Genomic DNA, 21,510 nt, shown 5'->3' with positions numbered 1-21,510 from the left:
CCCGGCCCCCTCTCAGTTTCAAGCGCAAGAGGTTCCGGTGTGCTGAATTACGCATTACGGCGGCTGCTAACCCTCCCTATCGTTCTCTTCGCCTTATCGCTTATGCTATTCGCATTGCAGATGTCTTTGTCGCCAACACAACGCTTGGCCGCCTACGCTCCTTCCCCCGATTTTCTGAAAGGTGGACAAGAGAGCATTCGGCGGATGATAGAACAATATGGCCTCGGTGATCCGTTCCATGTCCAATATGGTAGATGGATAGGTAATATTCTGACCGGTAACCTGGGATGGTCCGAAACAGCTCGACAGCCTGTTGCGCACGCCCTAGCTTCATTGCTTCCTGCAACACTGGAGCTGGTTGTTCTCGCATTTATTCCCAGCTTCCTCCTCGCTATCTTTCTTGGATCAAGAGCAGGCATCTATTTAAACAAGTGGCCTGATCATATCATACGGGTCTTCACAATCCTGGGTTGGTCATTTCCTGTCTATGTTTTTGGCCTACTCATGCTGTTAATTTTTTATTCGGCGCTCGACTGGTTTCCGCCTGGCCGATTAAGCCAGTGGGCGCAGGCAGCAGTTATGTCGCCTGAATTCACAAGATACACGGGCGCCAATTCGGTAGATGCTATTCTCAATGGAAATTTTCAAATTCTTTGGGACTCTCTTCGGCATCTCGCCGCGCCTGTCATTACGCTGACATATGTCAACCTCGCAAGCATGACACGCGTCATGCGCACATCCATGCTTGAAACGCTGCGCCAGGATTATGTACGTACTGCGCGCGCAAAAGGCATGTCCCGGCGCGTTGTCGAACTTAAACACGCGCGTCGCAATGCTCTTCTTCCGGTAACGACCATCGCCGGAATGGAATTCGCAACGATGATGGGCGGCGTCGTCATAACTGAAACTATCTTCGATTATGCTGGGCTTGGGCAGTTCGCCGCAAAATCGGCTGCCAATCTGGACTTCCCAGCAATCCTAGGGTTCAGCCTCTATTTTGCGATCGTGCTCGTCCTCATGAACTTGATCGTCGACTTGATCTACCCGCTGCTCGATCCAAGGGTTAAAACGCGATGAAAGTGCTTCGATATCTGCTCCGCAATCCTGTCTCACTGATAGGGGTACTTATCTTGGTGGGCTTTGCACTCATTGCACTGTTTGCACCTGTACTGGCACCTCCTCAAGAATTTCAGATGTCCGTCTACGATACACCCAGAGCCGGATTCTTAGCCACGCCGCAACCTCCCTCAGAGGAAGCGCTCTTCGGCACCACGGAAGGTCAATACGATATTTATTATGCAGTGGTATGGGGAACACGAACCGCGTTCAAAATTGGCCTTGGCGTTGTCGCAATATCGGTCATCATTGGCACGATAATCGGCTCCACCGCGGCCTATTATGGCGGAGCAGTTGACGAAGTATTGATGCGAATAGTCGACGTTTTCATGGCGGTTCCGTTTCTCATAGCAGCAATGGTTCTCACTGCCCTGCTTGGAAAAGGTATAGGGCCTATCACCATCGCGCTCACGACTTTCGGATGGATGGGTTATGCGCGGGTCATACGTAGCGAAATTCTGCGTATTAGAGAGATGGATTACATCCACGCTGCACGAAGCTATGGCGCTAGCGACTTCCGCCTCATAGCGCGCCATATCCTGCCCAATGCGTTTTTCCCTGTGCTTGTGCTTGCGACAATGGCGACAGGTTCTATGGTCCTCTCAGCATCGGCGTTGAGCTTTCTGGGAGTTGGCACTGAAGAAGGCTATGCCGATTGGGGCCAATTTATTGCTTATTCGCGCAACTGGATTGTCGGACAACCGGGAAATCCATTTCAGTACTGGTACACGCTGGTCTTTCCGGGAGCAGCCATTTTTCTATTCGTTTTATCTTGGAACCTCGTAGGCGATGCACTGCGCGATGTTCTAGACCCCCGTCACACAAACTGAATCTTTGGAGGATTGCTGTGTTTACGCTTTCAAGTTCGTCGATCAGCCTGTTTGAGAGCCTCATCCGTCACGAGGTGATAGACAAAGCGATACCGTCGATTTCCTACGCCTTAGTCGATCGTGCGGGATTGTTGGCACAGGGTCACGTTCAACACCCCGATAGTCGCTTCGACATGAATAATCGTACTTGCTTTCGTATTGGCTCGATAACCAAAACATTCACAGCTGTGGCAATCATGCAGCTCGTGGAGAAGGGGTTGGTGGATCTCGACGTTGACGTTTCAGAATATATTCCGGGCTTTCAACCTGTTAATCCGTTCGTTGGACGCGAAAGCGGCCCATATGGTTCGCATGTTAGCCTGCGCAAGCTGATGAGCCACACGGCTGGCATCGTCCGTGAACCAAAAAGTGGACATTACCTAGATTCCCAGAAGCCACCGCTGGCGGACACTGTGGCTGAGTTAGCAACGTCAACTCTCAAGCAGGATCCGAGCGCGGGTACCATGCATTATTCGAATGCAGGCATCGCCGTCGTTGGCCTGGTGATTGAAAAGGTGTCACGTAAAAGCTACGCAGACTATATCACAGAAAACATCCTCGCTCCTCTCAATATGAAAGAAACCTCCTCTGGAATGGCAGAAGGAATTCGCGAGCGGTTGGCACCAGCGGCAATGTGGACCCTTGAAGGCGACAGCCCTGCACCGGTCTTTAGTCTGGGTGGATCTCCGGCGGGCAATATTTTCTCGACAAATCACGACATGGCCCATTATGCGCAGTGTCTTTTGAGAGGCGGCTTTGCAGAAGACGGACGCTCTATCATAAGCCCTGCATCCTTACGAGAAATGTGGACGCCGATTGGAAAACGTCCCAGCAACCACGACAAAACATTGAATGGATATGGACTTTGTTTCGGCGTCGGCGACATGGATGGCTGGACATCAGTTGGACATGGAGGTGCGGTTTACGGTTATGCATCACAAATGACGTTACTTCCAGGATCGGGTGTTGGCGCACTTATTTTTGCAACGCTTGATTTTGCCAACCAAATCTCCTCACGTTTGGCGAATGATGGGCTTCGACTGGCGCTTTCTGAAATGAAAATGGGAAAGCAGCCCGGCGGGCCGAAGATCCCTCCCGTCATCTCAGATCAGCAGCTCAATAGCCTTCCTGGACACTTTCAACATGTCGAAAGTGGAGAAGTGGTTGAGGTCAAGCAAAAAGCAGGAAAACTCTATTTAATGGGAGAAGGTGTTCCGCTTCAAATTCGCCCGACATCTGGTACGGGCTTCATCGTTGATGGTCGAATTTACGGACGTGGCGCCGACTACCCGCATATGGAACTTTCTTTCGACACATCAGACAATTTGAGCTGGAAGGGACAAAGTTGGATCAGGGTGGAGAGCCTGCCCACCGAACAAATCCCTAACGAAATTGCAGCTCACCTCGGAGAATATGGACCAGATTTCAACATCACATATTTAACTTATAGCCACGGCCAGCTCAAATGTCTGATCGAGTACTTCTGTACACATACATGCGAGCCGGTCGATAGCGGTCGGTTTCGTATGCGCGGCCTCTTATATGAAGAAGAAATTCTTGAACTCGGCGCAACCGACGAGAATGGGCGGCAGGGAATACGCGTAGGTCCGATGTTCCTTGAGCGCCGGGACACAAATCGGCAAGCAGCCTGAAGATCGGCAACCGCAGATGCCAATATCTTTGACAATGGAATCGCCTTTGGGGGCGAGGATGCAAATTGGTGGTCGTTCGGTAGACTATTTCTGCGGGACTAGCTATTTTTGCCTCCATGGCCACCAGGATGTGATTAACGCCGCCTGCGAGGCTACTCGACAATATGGCCTTGGGGCTGGAACCCTTGCGCGAATGCCGGTCTATGAGGACTTGCATCAACGATTGCGTAAGTGGTTTGCAACAGACGATGTCGTCACCCTCATCTCCGGGTATTCCGCACCCGCGGCGCTCCTGCAAGGGTTGCGTGACGACTTCGATGTGGTTTTCGTAGATGAAGGAACACACTACAGCACCCGTGATGCATTGGCAGCACTCGTAAAACCAATATTCCGATTTCGCCACCTGGATCCAGAAAGCCTGGAATTGACCCTCTCGCGAAATCTGAAGAAAGGCCAGAGAGCACTTATCGCCACCGATGGTGTGTTTCCTTCATCAGGTGCACTCGCGCCACTGTCTGAGTATAGGCATGTGATGAACGCTTATGGTGATTGTCTTCTCTTCGTAGATGACTCGCACGGCGTCGGTGTACTCGGCCCGACAGGGCAAGGATCGCTCCAAATTGCGGAACTTGGACAACGCGGGAACTATGTTGCCGGGACACTGAGCAAAGCTTTTGGATCACTTGGCGGTTTTCTACCTGTAGATAATTCTGTTGCCCAGAAAGTTCGAGAGAAGGCCATGATCTTGCGCGGTGCATCGCTTCCTCCGCCCAGTGCCGCCGCGGCAGCAATCGCCGCCATGCAGATTTTGGAAACGCAGCCGATTATGCGGGCAAACCTGGCTCGTAATGTGCGGCACATACGACACGGCCTGCGTCAGCTTGGTTTTGCAATCGACGAAAGTCCTGTTCCGATAATTTCAGTCCGTGGGGACTTCGATATGGAGCATCTAAGGAGTGAGCTCGCGCGGAGGGACATCATTGTCAAAATTACGCCGCCTCGCGGCTATTCCGACGCACCAGACGCACCTACCCTCCGATTAGCTGTTTTCTCCCAACACACAACACATCAGATCGACAATCTGCTTTCCCAGATGCGTTCGGTTTTATGAAGCAAGGATACAAATCATGAAAATATTCATCAGTGCTGATATCGAAGGCACAGCCGGCATCACAAATTGGGACGAGGCGCGAAAAGGGCATGCAGACTATGAGGAATTCCGGGAATATATGACGGATGAACTGGTAGCTGCTTGTGAGGGCGCTCGCGCCGCCGGCGCTACTGAGATCGTCGTTAAAGACGCCCATTCGACGGCACGCAACTTGATCCTCAGTAAGCTTCCCGCCTATGTCCGGGTCGTCCGCGGATGGAGTGGGCATCCCGATGCAATGATGTTCGGGATCAACGAAACTTTTAATGCAGCTCTCTACACCGGCTATCACAACAAGGCAGGTACCGACACGAACCCTTTGGCACACACACTGACCGGTACAGTGTCAAGAATGCTGATCAACGGAGAAGTCGCATCTGAATTCACCTTGAATTCCCTATGTGCTGCAAACTATGGGGTGGCGTCGGCATTTCTATCCGGTGACAGTGGCATGTGTGAGGAAGCTGAGCATTTTGTACCCGGCGTTATGACTGTCGCAACAAGCCAAGGATATGGACCTGCTACGTCCTCTTTGTCGCCGCAAGCATCAGTTATTGCTATCAGGGAACGCGTGGAAGATGCGCTATCTCGCGATTTTTCGAAATCTTTTCCTGCCCTTGCGGAGCAGTATGAATTGATTGTGGAGTACACCAATCCGATCGATGCCTTCATGGGAAGTTGGTATCCTGGCGTTTCATGTCCGGCTCCTCGAACGTTACGTTATGAAGCTCGAAGTTTCTTCGAGATTCAACGCGCTATTCGTTTTATTGTATGATTACAACACTCATCAAGAAGCGGCAAATCTATTCAATTCTCTAAGGCACCAAGACATAACACTTGGAGATGCGGCGAACGCACCGCAAAGGGCCTGCAATCGCTCGTTTCTTGGAAATAAACAGAAGTGACCGCCCGCAGGGCGATCACTTTATTTCAGTTCTGTCTTGGATTCTTGGCAAGAACCACGCGAACAGTCCGAAAACCGGCAGGTAAGAACACAACATATATACGGTTTCGACACCATATTTATCTGCTAGCATTCCGAGGAGTGCAGCTGCTATCCCACCAAGACCGAAATTCAAACCATAAAACAAACCGCCGATCAGTCCAATGCGGTTCGGCATCAGTTCCATCGCATAAATGAGGATCGATGCGAATGCGCTCGCCATGATAAGATTTATAAAAACTGTTAGGATTCCGGTCCAGTAAAGATCGACATAGGGAAGCAGCAGTGTAAGGGGCAACGGCCCCAGTACTGAAATCCATATAATTCTGTAACGACCAATGCGATCTCCCACAATTCCACCAATTAAGGCGCCTGCCGCTGAAGAGATCAAAAAGATAAACAACATCATCTGAGACGCGGGAATGGAAAGCCCAAACTTTTCCATCAGATAGAACGTATAGAAAGAGCGGAAGCTTTCTCCATAAGCGTTCTTCGTAAACATAAGAAAAGTCAGAACGATCAGCCCTGTCGCTATTGTCGCAACCGGGTAGTGTGGTGACGAACCACCGGCTTTTCCGTTTGTCCCAATCGCGGTGAATGCGGCGCGAATTTCGCTCTGCTTGCTGCCGATCCAGCAAAGCAGCGTCATTGCAAGCAATGCAACGACCGAAAACGCGGCAAGGCTCGGCTGTCCCCACGGAACAATGATTAAGGCCGCAAGAACAGGTCCAAGCGCGCCACCTGCTTGTCCTCCAACCTGAAAAATGCCTTGCGCTAAACCCTGACGTCCGCCAGCAGCGTAACGAGCCATACGTGTAGCTTCTGGGTGAAAAATTGACGATCCGATGCCAATTAATGCAACCGAAACAAGAATAACTGCATACCCATGCGCAAACGCTAAGCTTACAAGCCCAGTCAGGGTAAAAATCATGCCTATAACAGGCGAATACGGAGCGGGCCTTTTGTCGGTGATCATTCCAATCACGGGCTGAAGTAAAGACCCCGCTATCTGGAACGTCAGCGTAATCATGCCAATCTGAACAAAATCAAGGGAATAAGCATCTTTGATTATTGGATAAGAGGCAGCAATCAATGACTGCATCAAATCGTTCAACAGATGTGTGAGGCCCAAGACCAATAGCACTGCAATATATACCTTCGGTCGAACACCGACGGTATTTGGTGATGAAATGTTCATGGTCCCCTCGAACAAAAAGGTAGTCGACTCTTTTTAGATCAACATCCCCCATGTGTCGACCGAGATCTATGGCCGTATATTCTTCTTGTCTAACCCCGCGCACAGTAAAGCATTGGGTTCTTCCGAGTAATGGAACATCAGTCGACACCTTTGGGTACTCTACACAGAAGTTGGTCTCAGTTTCAGCCGCAACATATGCAGGGATTTCCAAGCGCGCTCTACATAAATCGCTGACACAAGAGAACGGGCGTAACGCTAACCTCCCCCAGGAGTTGCAATCGCCAAGATCGTTGAAGAAATAGCATCACATCAAGATCACCTCACCGAGCCGTGCAGCGAAGCAAAACGCCGCGCTGAAACTATGCTGTTGCCTCGAAAGCCATGAATTGATTGGCGACTAGTGCAGGAATTTAACCATGTCGCTGGTCAAGATGGCTGAAATACTTAGAGGGCGTTGTACCCAATGCCTTCTTGAACATCGTTATGAAGGCAGAAACCGACTCATAGCCAAGGTCCCCGACACTTGTTGCACGGATGCACCTGACGCTAAGATCCTCAATGCCACAATTAGTTGCAATTGTTGACGCCAGCGTCCAAATGTAAGGCCAGTCTCATGCTGAACCAACCGGGCGAGCGAATTTTCACTCATTGCCATACGCGCTGCCCATTGCTGTATTGTACTGCGATCCGAAGGGTCGGCAGCCAAGGCCGTGGCGATGCGACCAAGTTTTGGTTCATCGGTCAATGGCAGATGAAGCTCCTCTATTGGCATTCTCGAAAGTGCCGATAGAAGTAATGTGGTAAGCACTTCTTCATTCTCCCGCGCAATTTCTAGTCACTGCACAAGTCTAAGTGCCAAGAATACCGGTTCCGCGTCATCAATCTTAGTAGAGATTGGCCTGAACGCGTTTGCAATCAACTAGAAGTCAGCAACTTTTCCCCAAACGCTGCGGCTCAGACGAGCTGGATGGTAAGGGCTTGGTTCGACAATGGGTTGGCGCCCGATAATGATATCAGCAATCATATGACCGGCGCCGGGGCCTATACCAAAACCATGACCGCTGAACCCGGCTGCGAGAATGAACCCGGGAATGCTGTCGATCTCACCAATTGCGGGGACACCATCCGGCGTGCTGTCGATATATCCCGCCCAACGATTAGCAATCAGTATTTTCGACAGCTCCGGTAAGAGCTCACAAGCCCTGCGGTACGTAAGCTCGATCTGATTGTCATCTGGTTTAGGATTGAGAATGCGGTTTCTCTCCATCGGAGTGATTTCGTCCAACCGCCATTTCTTTAATGTCTCGTGTCCTGCACGCCATCCCTGGAAGCCGCCGGGCGCAAGACTGCGCCAGCGTCGCGCAAACATCGGGACAAATTCACGACTGAAACGAAGTTGCTGCGGTGTTGTGTCTACGCGCGCGCGTCCGCTAATCGCAAGGGTGTAGCCACCGTCAAAACGGCGTGTCAGTGAGACTTGCGAAGTGTGCAAGGCATTTGGCAAGCCGACCGCACCCGGTGAAACGGATAAGATCGAAGCACGAACAGCAGCTTGCGGGAAACGAACACCGAGTTGATGGCAAAACGAAGATGCCCAGGCACCACCGGCCATTACCACTGTTTTTGTATGAATAGTTCCAGCTTCGGTAACGACAGCACTGACCCGACCGCCGCTAAGTTCCAGACCGCGTGCCGCACAATGCTGATGCACGGATCCACCAGCCGCTATTATCGCCTTCGCGACAATGGGAACAGCACGGGAAGGATCGGCAACACCATCGGTAGGAGAGAAAACGCCACCTCGCCACGTCTGCCCGGTCGCCTTACCCCGTTCAGATGCTTCTGAGCCACTGAGCATATGCGTGGTCACACCAACTGACGCGGCAAAATCCCTCCATCGTGCCCAACCAGAAATTTCCGCCTCGTCCTGGGAAAGGTAAAGAAGCCCGCAGCGTCGAAACCCTGCATCTTCGCCTGTTTCTTCCGCAAGCTTGTCCCACAACTCCAGGCTTTTAGTCGCCATTGGCAGTTCCCGCGCATCTCGATTTTGTTGCCGACACCAACCCCAATTTCGGCTCGATTGCTCAGCAGCGACCCGTCCTTTTTCGAGCAAAGCTACCTTCACCCCAGCACGGGCAAGGTAGTAAGCTGTGAACACGCCTACCACGCCGCCGCCTATAACGACAACGTCAGCCTCTTTCGGCAAGGTCGGGCTGGATTCAATATGCATTAGCGGTGCGGACATCGGCAGGCTCCAGTGTTTGGACTATCTTAAAGCGCCCGCGCGCCACACGCAGGTTGGAGTTTGCATTTACACAGAATTTCCTATGGTTTGCTGGCGGTTCAGCAGGCGATTATTGCGCCAAATATCTCTAAGCAATGTCTCATCACTGAATGATGCATTCCGCAAAAGCTCCGATTGCAGCTTTCGGAGAAAAAGATAATATTCCCAGATCAATATACCGAATAAGTGGTTCTGCTATGAAACTTGATAAGATCGACATTAAAATTCTATCCGAAATGCAAAAGAATGGGCGGATTACCAATGTCGAACTTGCTGAACTCGTCAATCTATCGCCAAGCCCATGTTTGATGCGTGTAAAGAAGCTTCAGTCTGAGGGCTATATCACTGGATATTCAGCACAAATCAACGTCTCAAAATTGGGCCAGACGTTGACCGTATTTACCGAAATAACGCTCAAGAACCACCGCCAGATTGATTTCGCGCGTTTCCTTTCAACGGTAGAAAAGATCGATTCCGTGATAGAGTGCCACCTGGTCTCCGGTGGATATGATTATCTTATGAAGTTCGTAACCGCGGGCATTGTCGAATACCAGACGATCATGGAGCGATTGATCGATATGGACGTCGGTATCGATAAATATTTCAGCTTCGTCGTGCTAAAATCACCAATCGTGAAAGCTCATCTCCCGCTCGATATAATGTTCACCGAATAGAAATTGCGACTACTGGATCAATCCCCGTTAAACTCTTTGAACAGCACCGGCTCCTGTTTGAGGTTATCGAGCCAGTTGGTATCGAGTTTTGGGACGGACGAGAACAGCAGCCTTGAATAAGGATGGCTCGCCTCGCCTCCCATCATGTCGGGACGCAGCTGCTCGACTTTCTTGCCCCCATACATCACGATCACTTCGTCACAGATCGCGCGAACGGTGGAAAGGTCGTGACTGATAAACAGATAGGAAAGCGACAGTTCGCGCTGGAGTTCCTTCAACAGATCAAGGATGGCCGCAGCAACGACGGTATCGAGCGCCGAAGTGATTTCATCGCAGATGATCATCTTGGGATTGGCGGCCAAAGCCCGGGCAAGATTGATGCGCTGCTTTTGACCACCGGATAATTCACCAGGCCTGCGATAGCGCATAGTGCGCGGGATCCGCACCATATCAAGCAGTTCGTCGACCCGTGCTTCCCGGCTTTTGCCGTCCATACCGTGATAAAAGCTCAATGGGCGGGAGAGAATGTCCCCAATCGATTTGGCCGGATTAAGTGCGGTATCAGCAAATTGAAAGACAATCTGCAATTGGCGCAATTGCTCGCGACTACGATAACGCAGATCGCTTGGCATGTCCTCGCCATCGAAGCGTATTTTGCCCCGCGCCGCAGGCAAGATACCCGCAATCACCCGCGCAAGCGTGGACTTGCCACAACCCGATTCACCAATAATCCCTAGGTTTTGCCCGCGGGAGAGTTCAAGACTGACATTGTCGACCGCAATCATCGCCGGTTCACCACCGGTTCCCACCACACCATAGCCGGCAAGGATATTCTCGACCTTCAAAAGTGGCGCGGGGCTTTGCCTCTCCTGCTCATCCATTGTTGCACGCGCATGAGCGACAGGCTCAAAGGCTGCCAGCAGTTCCTTCGTATAAGGATGCTGCGGATTATGCAGAATATCTTGTGTGGAACCCATTTCCTGGATTTCCCCACCCTTAAGCACCACAATCCGATCTGCAATCTGAGCCACAACCGCAAGATCGTGGGAGACATAAACACCGGCAATATGCTGCTTCTTCATCACCGATTTGAACGCACGCAACACTTCAATCTGTGTCGTGACATCAAGGGCCGTCGTCGGCTCATCAAAAATCACAAGCTTGGGGCCGCCAATAAGCGCCATGGCTGCGGAAAGCCGCTGTAATTGCCCGCCCGACACCTGATGCGGATAGCGATCGCCAATCGTTTCAGCATGGGGCAAGGCAAGCGCCTTGAACAGTTCAACAGCCTTCTTGCGTGCCTCCTCCTTCGACATCAGCTTGTGGATCTTCGTCACCTCAATGACCTGATCCATGATGCGGTGGGCGGGGTTAAACGAGGCTGCAGCACTTTGCGGAACATAAGACACTTCCGTCCCACGCTTGGCTGCCCGTTTGCCCTCCGAAAGCGTGACAATGTCCTGCCCTGCAAGCGCTATTGTGCCGCTCGTTATGCGACAACCCGGACGCGTGTAACCCATCAATGTGAGCGCAATCGTCGTCTTTCCAGAACCACTCTCGCCAATAAGGGCAACAATCTCCCCTTCTGCAATCTCAAAACTGACATCACGGATGATCTCAACCGTGCGTCCTGCATCGGTCCTTGCATCCACACGAAGGTTTTTGATCTCGACAAGATTACGCATTCATTCACTCCTGTCGCGGATCTTTTGCGGAAGATTATCAATCAGCAGATTAACGCTGATGGTGAGGCTTGCAATGGCAATCGAAGGAAACACCACGGCAGGCGCTGCAAAGGAGAGGCCACCGATATTTTCTTTCACCAACGCGCCCCAGTCAGCAAAGGGTGGCTGAACACCAAGCCCAAGAAAGGACATGCTCGACAACAGCAGAACGATAAACACAAACCGCAAACCAAAATCAGCCAGAACCGGTCCGATAATGCCCGGCAAGATCTCAGAGCGAATAAGGTAGCCAATCTTCTCCCCACGTGCGCGGGCAACCGTCACATAATCCATGGTGTTGATGTTGATCGCCAATGCACGGGCAAAGCGATAACTGCCCGGCGTGTAAATCACTGCCATCGTGATAATCAGGATCGGGATCGAAGACCCCACACCAGCCACAATAACCAATGCAAGGATCTTGCTCGGTATCGATGTCAGCGCATCCAGAAAGCGGCTCAGGGCGGAATCAAACCATCCGCCAATCACTGCAGCGCTCATTCCAAGCGTCACACCAAAGAAACAGGCCAGAAACACCGCCGCAAGCGAGATGCCAACGGTAAAGCGTGCGCCATAGATAATCCGCGAGAGCATATCGCGGCCCAGATAATCAGTCCCCAGCGGAAACTGGGAACTTATAGGGCCAAAGAAATCAAAATCGACAATCTCTCCAACCGGATGCGGCGCGATCCAGGGTGCCGCAATGGCGACCAGTGCCCAGCACAGGATGATCAGGAACGAAACCGTACCAACCAGATTAACCCGATAACCAAAGCGGGGAGATTTTGACTTGCGCTGACTTGAAACAGAAGCGGTCATGATTATCGCAGCCTCGGGTTTGAAACGATGGCAATAAGGTCGGCTATGGTGATGAGCAGAAGATAGCCAAAACAAAAGATCATCGCACAGGTCTGAATAAGCGGCAGATCACGCGTTGCAACAGCATCAAGCATCAGCTTGGCAATGCCAGGATAATTGAAGATGGTTTCAACGATAATCACACCGCCAAGCAAATAAGACAGCGATAAAGCCACCGCATTCACAATGGGCCCAAGTGCATTGGGCAAGGCATGCACAATCACCATCCGACTGCGTGAAGCCCCTTCAAAAGCGCCATCTCGACATAGGCTGTGTTGAGTGTTTCAAGAACCGCTGCTCGTGTCATGCGGATCATCTGCGCCGAAATCACAAAACTAAGGGTGATGACCGGCATGGCAAAGACTTTGAGGAGCCCAAGAAAGGATGTCACCTCATTGGCCATCGAAAGAGCGGGAAGCCAGCCCAGATAAACCGCAAACACAATCACTGCGATGGTTGCGACCATGAATTCCGGCACCGAAATAACCGAAATCGTAATAATCGAAACAAGGCGATCGTAAATCGTACCCCGCATGATTGCAGCCGTAATGCCGAGAAACAAGGCAACCGGTACCGAGATCGCAGCCGTCACACCGGCAAGCTTCAGCGAATTCACCAGCCGGTTGCCCAGCAAATCTGCAATCGGGACATTATTGACATAAGAGACACCAAGATCACCGCGAAGCAAGTTTCCAAGCCAATACAAAAAGCGCAGAAAAGCCGGCTGGTCGAGGTTCATCGCCTGACGAAGTCCGGCAACCGCTTCAGGGGTTGCTGCCTGCCCAAGCAGGATCTCTGCCACATCTCCAGGCAGCATCGCGGTTGCAAAGAAGATCGTAAACGCAACAATCAAAAGCGTAACGACCGCAACAACAAGGCGCTTGGCAACAAGGTTCAACAATGGTGACTTTATGGTCATGCGCGGCCCCATTCTCGGGTGAAACAGCCAGTTTGGGCAAAACAAATGTTTTGCCCAAACCACAAAAGCAGGATTACATGACCAAAGGTCAGGCTTCCAGCCAAGCGTGCTCGGCAAAGGTATACCCCATCATGCCGCCAAGTGGATTTGGCTCAAGACCATTCAGTTTCGGCGAAATCACGTCAACATTAGACATGAATACCGGAATGACCGTACCAGCCTCGTTGGATACCATGGCCTGCATTTCGCCATAGATCTCCTTGCGTTTTGCTTCGTCCAGCGAACCACGTGCCTCAAGCAACATGGCGTCGAACTTATTCGATTTATACTGGCTTTCATTCCAAGGGGCGTCAGTCTTATAGAGCAGCGAGAACAAGATATCAGGTGTCGGACGCGCATTAATGTTGCCGTAATGGACTGGATCCTTCAGCCAGTGGTTCGACCAATAACCATCAGACGGAACCCTATCAATGGTAATCTTCTGCCCGATAGTCGATGCAGCCTGCTGAAGAACCATCGCATAATCGAGCGACGAAGATGCTGCTTCCGCGGCAGTGATGCGAATTTCCTGATTGAGCATCCCGGCCTTTTCAAGCAGTGACTTTGCCCGCTCAGGATCAAATTCCCTCTGCTTGAGTTCTGCGTTGTGATATTTACTGGTCGTAGGAACCGGATGATCGTTTGCGATTTCCGCAAGACCACGAAGAACCGATTTCTGAATAACCTCACGATTGGTAAGATATTTTAGCGCCTCGGCAACACCAGCCTTATCACCCGGTGTGAGATCAAGACGAACATTGAGGTTCGTGTAAGTGCCAAGCTTTGAAATGAAAAGTTTTGCCGCTGGGTTATTTTCTAGAACGCGCAACGAGCGCGGATTGAGATTGGCACCAAGATGAATATCGCCCGATAAGACGGCGTTCATACGCGCGCTTTCATCGGAGATTGCAAAGAACTCAAAGGAGTCGAGGTGTGGGCCGCTGTTCTTCCAGTAGCTCTCGTTGCGAGCAGCGATCGAGCGGACACCCGGCTGGAATTCCTTGCAAACGAATGGTCCCGTACCATTGCCCTTGGAAAAATCCGTAGTTCCATTCGCGACGATCATGAAATGATGCATCGCGAGAATCGTTGGCAGATCGGCATTTGGATTTTCGAGCGTAATCTCAGCCGTCGTGTCATCGATTTTCTTGACACCGGTAATCTGCTTGGCAATCGCATTTACCTTCGAACCAACGGCTGGATCAAGATGACGGTTCAGCGAAAAAACGATGTCGTCTGCCGTCAGGGATTTGCCATCATGAAACGTCACGCCTTTGCGAAGCTTGACGGTCCAGACCTTGGCATCAGAACTTTCGACGCTCTCAGCCAATTCCATTTCGGTCTCACCCTGACCATTCAGGAAGGTCAAACGGTTATAGAATGCGCAGCAACGCACGTAGTCGGTAGCGTTGGAGGCTTTGGCAGGGTCAAGTGTATCAGCGGTGGATGCACTAAAACCAGCCGCCTTGATGAAACCGCCCTTAACTGGGGTAGCAGCATATGCAGCTGTCGCGCGGCCAAGAACCGTCGCGCCGGCTGCGGCAGCCACGCCGCCCATAAGCATCATCTGCAACAATTCGCGTCGGGTTGCCCCACGGCGAATTGCATTTTCAATCATCCGATCGTCGGAAGAAGTCCAGTTGGTTATCTTCTCGCTCATGGCAGTTCCCCTTGTAAAATTGCGTCAGGTGCGTCGGTTTATAGTCACCGATTTCACCGTGGTTTCAGAAATTCAGTCGTAAACAACACCTCGTTGCAATGTGAGCCGAGCAAGACGTAGAGGGAGCGAATGAACCCAATAGGTGCAGGGTATTTTCGATATCCCAATTAATCCGATGGATTTGCCTTTAGTCCTCACCTTTGGCAGCTTTGATAGTGTGTTACGGAGAAGCACGTAAATTGCGCTGAATTGATGAAGAGCAGCAGCATAATATTGCGAATCTCATAGCTTTACGAAATTCCGAAGCGCAACAGGGCTGCTGCTCGTCAAATTCATCCTTTCATAGCGATACGGACATCCTCATCAGCCAACGTTTGATCGAGGGTCTTGCGCGTGCGCTCGATGATCGCGTCTATATCTTCATCAGTGCAACAAAGAGGTGGCGCATAGCCAAGAACACCATTTGCAAACGCACGGATTACCAGACCATTATCCCAGGCGCGGTCGAAAATACGGCGCGCAGGATCAGCAGCGGCTGGAAGCGGCGTCTTGTTTTCCTTGTCAACGACCAGCTCAATCGCCGCCAACATACCGCGTCCACGGACATCACCAACCAATGGATGGTCAGCCAGCGACTGCAGTCCCGCCATAAGACGCTTTCCAGCCTTGCGGCCATTTTCGAGCAGCCCATTTTCATAAAGCCGTAGGCATTCTAGGCCAACTGCCGCACTAACGGGATGTGCAGAATAGGTATAGCCGTGGCCAACCGCCGACTTGCCTGCGCCATCGGCAATCGTGTTGTAGACATGATCAGACATGAACACAGCACCCATCGGCACATAGCCCGATGTCAGACCTTTGGCAGTCGTGATGAAATCCGGTACAACATCATCCTCAGCACAAGCAAACAGAGGGCCCGTGCGTCCGAAGCCGGTGATCACTTCATCGGCGATGAACAGTACGTCATACTCCTTACAGAGCGCATGCATTGCCTTGAGCCAACCCGCCGGCGGAACAAGCACCCCGCCAGAACCCTGAATAGGTTCGACGTAGAATGCAGCGACACGTTCTGCCCCGAGTTCTTCAATCTTCCCGCGAAGCGCTGCAACCGACGCATCGATGATTAATTGCGGATCCGAACCCACCGGATTGCGATAAGCATAATGTGATGGAATTTTATGCTGCCAGTCATAAGGCACACCAAAGCCCGCATGAAATGCCGGTAGTGCTGTCAAACCGGAACCTGCGGTCGAAGAGCCATGATAGCCATATTCGACCGAAATGAACTGATCCTTCTGTGGTGTACCTTTGGCATGATAATAATAGCGAATGAACCGGATCGTACTGTCAATCGCATCGGAGCCGCCCAGCGTGAAATAAACGTGATTAAGGTCGCCTGGGGCGCGGTCTGCGAGTTCGGCGGCGAGGCGGATGGCGGGCTCTGAACCCAAGCCGAAATACCCAGTCGCGTATGGGAGTTCCTGCAACTGCTTGGTAGCCGCCTCAACGATACTGTTCTGGCCGTAGCCTACGTTTACACACCAAAGACCTGCAAACCCGTCAAGCAGTTTATGGCCGCTTGCGTCAGTGACAGTCGCGCCTTTGCCCGACTTTAACACACGAACACCCGCCGCTTCGTGACTGCGGAACGATGAAACCGGATGCACCAGATGGGCGCGATCAAGTTCGATCAGCGAATTGCTCAGCATTTTATTCTCCAGATCAACCTAAAGCCTGATTTACAAGCGCATATGTGCGATACTCGCTATCGCGTCGTTCTACTTTAAGATGCAGGGCGCGGCGCATCGTGATCCCGCCCCCAACATGGACGAGCCCACGTTCTGTGAGCCAGTTGCCCAAATTCGTTGTGAGGTTTGCATCAACACGAATAAACTTGCCGGAATTCTGCGCGAGCAGAAAATCAATCAATGAGCGTGCATCATTATCGGTTTTTGCGACGACCGGACCAATGACTTGTCCCCGACCAAACTCACGAATACCCGCAAATGCCATAATCTGTTCGCCATTCCGAATAACAGCAAAAGACGCAGCCTCATTAAGAAGCTGCATAAGCGCGCCCCTATCATGGCCAGTGGCATGATGATCCAGCGAAACCAACTGGGGCAAATCGCAAGCACTCGCCCAATCCACATTTTGTGGAGCTTCAACCTCTGCAACCACGCCCTGATGCTGTATTATTTCACCATTTGCGACAAAACCAAGCTTTTCATAGAGGGGCAGACCATCCTGCGTAGCAACAAGCAGGCAGGTGCGTCCGGTAGCAGCATCAAGTGCCGCCTGCATTAACTTGCGACCAACGCCACGCCCGCGCATAGTTTCGTCAACAATTACCATGTTGATGGTTGCAATATCATCACCCAATGGCGTCGCCATAGCGGTACCAACAACAGCCCCGTCCTCAAGAGCAACGACGCCTTTACTTAACGCGAGCACCAATGCCCAATCATCTCGCCGATGCGGCCAACCTGCCTGTTTCGACAATACAACGGCGCCATCAAGATGATCCGGCGTCATCGTTTCAAATGTGATTTGCGAAGTGGTCATCCTGTCTCTATCCGGCAAGGTTCTTCTTGTCTTCAAATTAGATTGACGCGCACAGCAGTTCCTCCCGACCAACATACAAATGCGACGCGTTTACACTTTCCTGCCGCGCTTTAGCCGCATCTTATGCCGCGGGACACTCCTGACCGACCACAAATAATCATATAACGGGTCGTGAAAGCGCGCCAAACATCACGGTTCGCGCAACTCTCTGCCAAAGCTCTGGCCAGATACGAAACAATCTGCTTCGCACGTATATGAATGCAGTGATTAGTCTATTCTGCGCTCATTATGATGTAAGGCAATGGCACAGCAGTGCCTGCAAGCCTCAGAAGGAACAATTCATGGCCCAGTTCAGACCAAAATACATCACCTTCGATTGCTACGGAACACTGACCAACTTTCAGATGGCAGAAGCTGCACGCGATCTTTATAGCGAACAGCTTAATGATGAGCAGATGCAACAGTTTATCAGCAATTTTGCAGCCTATCGTCTGGATGAAATTCTCGGAGACTGGAAGCCATATAATGAAGTCGTTCACAACGCGATCGAACGCACCTGCAAGAAGAACAATGTAGCCTTCAAGCCCGAAGACGCGCGCACAGTATATGAACGCGTGCCAAGTTGGGGTCCCCATGCGGATGTGCCGGCGGGTCTCGCTAAGGTGGCCAAAGAAATTCCGCTTGTTATTCTCTCGAACGCTATGAACGAGCAAATTCACCACAATGTTGATAAGCTGGGCGCACCATTCCATGCCGTTTACACAGCTCAGCAGGCGCAGGCCTATAAGCCTCGTTTCAAGGCATTCGAATATATGCTCGATCAGCTCAACGCCAATCCGGAAGACATTCTGCACGTCTCATCGTCGTTCCGCTACGATCTGATGTCGGCGCATGATCTCGGGATCAAGAACAAAGTATGGGTTAATCGAGGTCACGAGCCTGCAAATCCCTATTACGGCTATACCGAAATCAAAGATATTTCCGGTCTGGCCGGTGTCGTTGGACTGTAGTTCGTCGTTTGACGTGCATCCCGAAAAACGTTCGACGACTTTCGGGATGCACCTTTTCAGGACCAATCAAGATGCAATTCAAGCCTTATTGGCACGATACAACGCCCCCCTTCACCGCTTCGATAAAGAACCCGCCCGAAGGGCATTATGATGTCGTCATCATCGGCGGTGGTTTTACGGGGCTCTCCGCAGCATTGCATCTTGCCAAAGCGGGCAGCAATGTTGCGGTTTTTGAAACGGGGCTTGTTGGATCAGGCGCATCAGGCCGCAACGGGGGGCATCTCAACAACGGTCTTGCCCACAGTTTCGTCGCAGCAAAACAGCACCTTGGTCCGGAAAGGGCTAAAGCGCTCTATAAAGCCTTCGACAGTTCTGTTGATACAATCGAACGTATAGTCACTGAAGAAAATATTGACTGTTCTTTCAGGCGCGCGGGCAAGCTAAAGTTAGCTTCAAAACCTTCACATTTCGAAGGGTTGAAGCGCAACTTTGAAGCAATCCATGCCGAAGTTGATCCCGACACGGCCTTACTGCGCCGTGATCAACTTTCAGGGGAAGTCGGATCAGATCATTTTCATGGTGCGATGCTTTCCACGAAAAGCGCCATGATGCATATGGGTCGCTACGTGACTGGTTTGGCTGCGGCTGCAGCGCGGCACGGTGCCAGCATATTTGAGAATACAACAGTTCACGAACGAACAAAAATCGGCACCATCCATCAGATCGTTACCTCGCGCGGGAAAGTTACCGCCGACACTGTCATTTTGGCAACAGGTGCATATACGACAAACAGTTTCTCCTATTTCCGCAAGCGTATCATCCCGGTAGGCAGTTTCATCATTGCCACCCGACCACTGACACACAACGAGATCGCCGCCACAATGCCTGGCAATCGCACCTATGTGACGTCGATGAATATTGGAAATTATTTCCGCCTTGCCCCCGACAACCGCATGATTTTTGGCGGCCGCGCGCGTTTTTCAACCACATCGGATCAGCGATCCGATAACAAAAGCGGTTCCATTTTACGCGAAAGTCTCGTTAAGATTTTTCCACATATGGCCAATGTCGAGATCGATTATTGTTGGGGTGGACTGGTCGACATGACACAGGATCGCTATCCCCGCGCAGGGTTCGCGGACGGCATCTGGTACGCAATGGGCTATTCGGGACACGGCGCACAAATGTCAACGCAGATGGGAATCTATCTAGCCGATGCAATTCTGGGACGCGGGGACAAAAACCCATTTTCCGGCTTGGAATGGCCAACTATTCCGGGCTACTCCGGTAAACCATGGTTTTTGCCGCTTGTCGGATTTTATTACAAAATGCTCGATAAGTTCCAGTAAATTGAGATACAAAAAAGGGCGGCCTGACCGCCCTTTTGATTTTGCTCAAAGTCCACCGACATGCAGAGCTTTCACTTCCAGATATTCATCTATGCCCATTTTGGAGCCTTCGCGGCCAAGCCCCGACTGCTTGACACCGCCAAACGGTGCAACCTCCGTCGAGATGAGGCCGGTATTAAGGCCGATCATGCCGAATTCCAGTGCCTCCGCAACACGCCATGACCGCTTCAGATTCTCCGTAAAGAAATATGCAGCGAGACCATATGGCGTTGCATTGGCTATGTCGATCGCTTCCTCTTCGGTCTCAAATCGGAACAGCGGCGCAACAGGTCCGAACGTTTCTTCCGTTGCAAGCAACATGTCAGTTGTAGCGTCACCTAAAACAATGGGACGGGCATATTGGCGGCCTTCGGGCATGCTTTCGCTTTGTGCAAGGATCTTTGCACCGCGCCCAAGCGCATCGCTCACATGGCGTTCAATCTTTTCAATCGCCGCATGATTGATCATAGGACCAATTGCCACCCCTTCATCAGTTCCAACACCCACTTTCATCTTCGCAACACGGGCTGAAAGTTTAAGAGCAAATGCTTCGTAAATTCCAGACTGAACCAGAATACGGTTCGAGCAGACGCAGGTCTGGCCGCCGTTACGGAATTTTGACGCTATAGCACCTTCCACTGCCTGGTCGACGTCAGCATCGTCAAACACAATGAACGGCGCATTGCCCCCGAGCTCAAGGCTCAAGCGCTTGATGCTGTCAGCGGCACCTTTCATAAGTAGCGAACCAACACGCGTTGATCCGGTAAAGGAAATCTTGCGAACAGTTTCATTCGCCATCAGTTCATTACCGATTTCCGTGGGCATGCCAGTGACAATATTTATCACGCCAGCCGGTATGCCTGCTCTCTCGGCCAGAACGCCGAGCGCCAGTGCCGAAAACGGCGTAAACTCTGAAGGTTTAATGACAACCGTGCATCCTGCAGCCAAGGCCGGAGCAACCTTGCGAGTGATCATCGCGTTGGGGAAATTCCACGGCGTAATAATCGCGCATACACCGACCGCCTCCTTGAGAACCAGAATACGACGGTCTGGCGTTGGCGAAGGAATGCTGCCCCCGTCGATGCGGCGTGCTTCTTCAGCAAACCATTTGACGAATGAAGCGCCATAACGGATCTCGCCTAATGCCTCATTGAGGGGTTTGCCCTGTTCCAATGTCAGTAGAAGGGCAAGATCTTGCTCGTGCTCTACCATCAGTGCAAACCAGCGTTCCAACAGCGCGGCGCGTTCGGCGTTGGGCTTCTTTACCCATAAGTTGAAAGCGTTTGCCGCGGCATCGATTGCCGCGCGAGTCTCTTTTCCGCCCATGTCAGGGATTGTCCCCAAACTGCCAAGGCTTGCTGGGTTGGTAACATCGACTGTTGCACCAGACGTTGCATCCTGCCAGACACCACCAATTAGACCCTGTTGGCGAAAAAGCGCCTGATCGTTCAACCTGTACAT

The 21,510-nt window shown here is 51.5% G+C and carries 16 protein-coding genes and 2 pseudogenes; 8 read left to right on the top strand and 10 right to left on the bottom strand.

The window, feature by feature from the left end; translation table 11 throughout:
- Nucleotides 1-204 precede the first annotated feature (204 nt).
- From KMS41_25125 to KMS41_25105, 5 genes are read left to right on the top strand one after another with little or no spacing between them, the layout of a single operon-like run.
- Nucleotides 205-1,077, top strand: coding sequence for an ABC transporter permease (locus KMS41_25125; GenBank protein QWK81759.1), 873 nt, complete (start codon nucleotides 205-207; stop codon nucleotides 1,075-1,077).
- Nucleotides 1,074-1,946, top strand: a complete 873-nt coding sequence (locus KMS41_25120; protein ID QWK81758.1) for an ABC transporter permease — start codon at nucleotides 1,074-1,076, stop codon at nucleotides 1,944-1,946. The genes KMS41_25125 and KMS41_25120 overlap by 4 nt, the downstream gene beginning before the upstream one ends.
- 17 nt (nucleotides 1,947-1,963) lie before the next feature.
- On the top strand, nucleotides 1,964-3,637 hold the full coding sequence (locus tag KMS41_25115; GenBank protein ID QWK81757.1) for a beta-lactamase family protein: 1,674 nt from the start codon (nucleotides 1,964-1,966) through the stop codon (nucleotides 3,635-3,637).
- 16 nt (nucleotides 3,638-3,653) lie between these two features.
- Nucleotides 3,654-4,748 carry a pyridoxal phosphate-dependent aminotransferase family protein gene (locus KMS41_25110; protein QWK81756.1) on the top strand — a complete coding sequence of 365 codons (1,095 nt, stop codon included), beginning with the start codon at nucleotides 3,654-3,656 and terminating at the stop codon, nucleotides 4,746-4,748.
- A gap of 16 nt (nucleotides 4,749-4,764) precedes the next feature.
- Entirely contained in the window at nucleotides 4,765-5,562 is a 798-nt protein-coding gene (locus KMS41_25105) for a M55 family metallopeptidase (protein ID QWK81755.1), read from the top strand.
- Between the two features lie 145 nt (nucleotides 5,563-5,707).
- Here the strand turns inward: KMS41_25105 and KMS41_25100 are convergent, their stop codons facing one another.
- The 3 genes and pseudogenes from KMS41_25100 to KMS41_25090 form a co-directional block, all read right to left on the bottom strand.
- Complete coding sequence (locus tag KMS41_25100; GenBank protein ID QWK81754.1) at nucleotides 5,708-6,928, bottom strand: MFS transporter; 1,221 nt, start codon at nucleotides 6,926-6,928, stop codon at nucleotides 5,708-5,710.
- 410 nt (nucleotides 6,929-7,338) lie between these two features.
- A pseudogene (locus KMS41_25095) lies at nucleotides 7,339-7,757 on the bottom strand (AraC family transcriptional regulator).
- A gap of 90 nt (nucleotides 7,758-7,847) precedes the next feature.
- Complete coding sequence (locus KMS41_25090) at nucleotides 7,848-9,173, bottom strand: FAD-binding oxidoreductase (protein ID QWK81753.1); 1,326 nt, start codon at nucleotides 9,171-9,173, stop codon at nucleotides 7,848-7,850.
- Between the two features lie 236 nt (nucleotides 9,174-9,409).
- Here KMS41_25090 and KMS41_25085 point away from each other — a divergent pair, with 236 nt between their 5' ends.
- The gene (locus tag KMS41_25085; GenBank protein QWK81752.1) at nucleotides 9,410-9,886 is read left to right on the top strand and encodes an Lrp/AsnC family transcriptional regulator; all 477 of its coding nucleotides are present in this window, start codon (nucleotides 9,410-9,412) and stop codon (nucleotides 9,884-9,886) included.
- A gap of 17 nt (nucleotides 9,887-9,903) precedes the next feature.
- On the opposite strand, the gene KMS41_25080 is transcribed toward KMS41_25085, so the two are convergent.
- The 6 genes and pseudogenes from KMS41_25080 to KMS41_25055 form a co-directional block, all read right to left on the bottom strand.
- Nucleotides 9,904-11,571: an ABC transporter ATP-binding protein gene (locus KMS41_25080; protein QWK81751.1), complete on the bottom strand. Its 1,668-nt coding sequence runs from the start codon at nucleotides 11,569-11,571 to the stop codon at nucleotides 9,904-9,906.
- Nucleotides 11,572-12,435, bottom strand: a complete 864-nt coding sequence (locus KMS41_25075) for an ABC transporter permease (protein ID QWK81858.1) — start codon at nucleotides 12,433-12,435, stop codon at nucleotides 11,572-11,574.
- A pseudogene (locus KMS41_25070) lies at nucleotides 12,432-13,381 on the bottom strand (ABC transporter permease). Before KMS41_25070 ends, KMS41_25075 begins: the two are co-directional and overlap by 4 nt.
- 94 nt (nucleotides 13,382-13,475) lie before the next feature.
- Nucleotides 13,476-15,086: an ABC transporter substrate-binding protein gene (locus KMS41_25065; GenBank protein QWK81750.1), complete on the bottom strand. Its 1,611-nt coding sequence runs from the start codon at nucleotides 15,084-15,086 to the stop codon at nucleotides 13,476-13,478.
- A gap of 332 nt (nucleotides 15,087-15,418) precedes the next feature.
- A complete protein-coding gene (locus tag KMS41_25060; protein QWK81749.1) occupies nucleotides 15,419-16,795 on the bottom strand; it encodes an aspartate aminotransferase family protein in 1,377 nt (458 codons plus the stop codon).
- Nucleotides 16,796-16,808: 13 nt separating this feature from the next.
- Nucleotides 16,809-17,651, bottom strand: a complete 843-nt coding sequence (locus KMS41_25055; GenBank protein QWK81748.1) for a GNAT family N-acetyltransferase — start codon at nucleotides 17,649-17,651, stop codon at nucleotides 16,809-16,811.
- Between the two features lie 341 nt (nucleotides 17,652-17,992).
- Here KMS41_25055 and KMS41_25050 point away from each other — a divergent pair, with 341 nt between their 5' ends.
- Complete coding sequence (locus KMS41_25050) at nucleotides 17,993-18,661, top strand: haloacid dehalogenase type II (protein ID QWK81747.1); 669 nt, start codon at nucleotides 17,993-17,995, stop codon at nucleotides 18,659-18,661.
- 71 nt (nucleotides 18,662-18,732) lie between these two features.
- Nucleotides 18,733-20,010 (top strand): FAD-binding oxidoreductase, encoded by a 1,278-nt coding sequence (locus KMS41_25045; protein ID QWK81746.1) that lies wholly within the window; start codon nucleotides 18,733-18,735, stop codon nucleotides 20,008-20,010.
- A 45-nt stretch (nucleotides 20,011-20,055) separates the two neighbouring features.
- On the opposite strand, the gene KMS41_25040 is transcribed toward KMS41_25045, so the two are convergent.
- The gene (locus KMS41_25040) at nucleotides 20,056-21,510 is read right to left on the bottom strand and encodes an NAD-dependent succinate-semialdehyde dehydrogenase (protein ID QWK81745.1); all 1,455 of its coding nucleotides are present in this window, start codon (nucleotides 21,508-21,510) and stop codon (nucleotides 20,056-20,058) included.

It is taken from the genome of Ochrobactrum sp. BTU1, assembly GCA_018798825.1.
Classification (GTDB): Bacteria; Pseudomonadota; Alphaproteobacteria; order Rhizobiales; family Rhizobiaceae; genus Brucella.
Note: the sequence above shows the minus strand (reverse complement) of the source record. Positions and strands in the feature narration are given on the sequence as shown.

Bases quoted from the DNA above. Each gene is read 5' to 3' on its own strand.
- KMS41_25080 (QWK81751.1), bottom strand. From the start codon at position 11,571: ATGCGTAATCTTGTCGAGATCAAAAACCTTCGTGTGGATGCAAGGACC.
- KMS41_25090 (QWK81753.1), bottom strand. From the start codon at position 9,173: ATGTCCGCACCGCTAATGCATATTGAATCCAGCCCGACCTTGCCGAAA.
- KMS41_25050 (QWK81747.1), top strand. From the start codon at position 17,993: ATGGCCCAGTTCAGACCAAAATACATCACCTTCGATTGCTACGGAACA.
- KMS41_25045 (QWK81746.1), top strand. From the start codon at position 18,733: ATGCAATTCAAGCCTTATTGGCACGATACAACGCCCCCCTTCACCGCT.
- KMS41_25065 (QWK81750.1), bottom strand. From the start codon at position 15,086: ATGAGCGAGAAGATAACCAACTGGACTTCTTCCGACGATCGGATGATT.
- KMS41_25085 (QWK81752.1), top strand. From the start codon at position 9,410: ATGAAACTTGATAAGATCGACATTAAAATTCTATCCGAAATGCAAAAG.
- KMS41_25125 (QWK81759.1), top strand. From the start codon at position 205: ATGATAGAACAATATGGCCTCGGTGATCCGTTCCATGTCCAATATGGT.
- KMS41_25060 (QWK81749.1), bottom strand. From the start codon at position 16,795: ATGCTGAGCAATTCGCTGATCGAACTTGATCGCGCCCATCTGGTGCAT.
- KMS41_25110 (QWK81756.1), top strand. From the start codon at position 3,654: ATGCCAATATCTTTGACAATGGAATCGCCTTTGGGGGCGAGGATGCAA.
- KMS41_25040 (QWK81745.1), bottom strand. From the start codon at position 21,510: ATGTACAGGTTGAACGATCAGGCGCTTTTTCGCCAACAGGGTCTAATT.
- KMS41_25105 (QWK81755.1), top strand. From the start codon at position 4,765: ATGAAAATATTCATCAGTGCTGATATCGAAGGCACAGCCGGCATCACA.
- KMS41_25100 (QWK81754.1), bottom strand. From the start codon at position 6,928: ATGAACATTTCATCACCAAATACCGTCGGTGTTCGACCGAAGGTATAT.
- KMS41_25120 (QWK81758.1), top strand. From the start codon at position 1,074: ATGAAAGTGCTTCGATATCTGCTCCGCAATCCTGTCTCACTGATAGGG.
- KMS41_25055 (QWK81748.1), bottom strand. From the start codon at position 17,651: ATGACCACTTCGCAAATCACATTTGAAACGATGACGCCGGATCATCTT.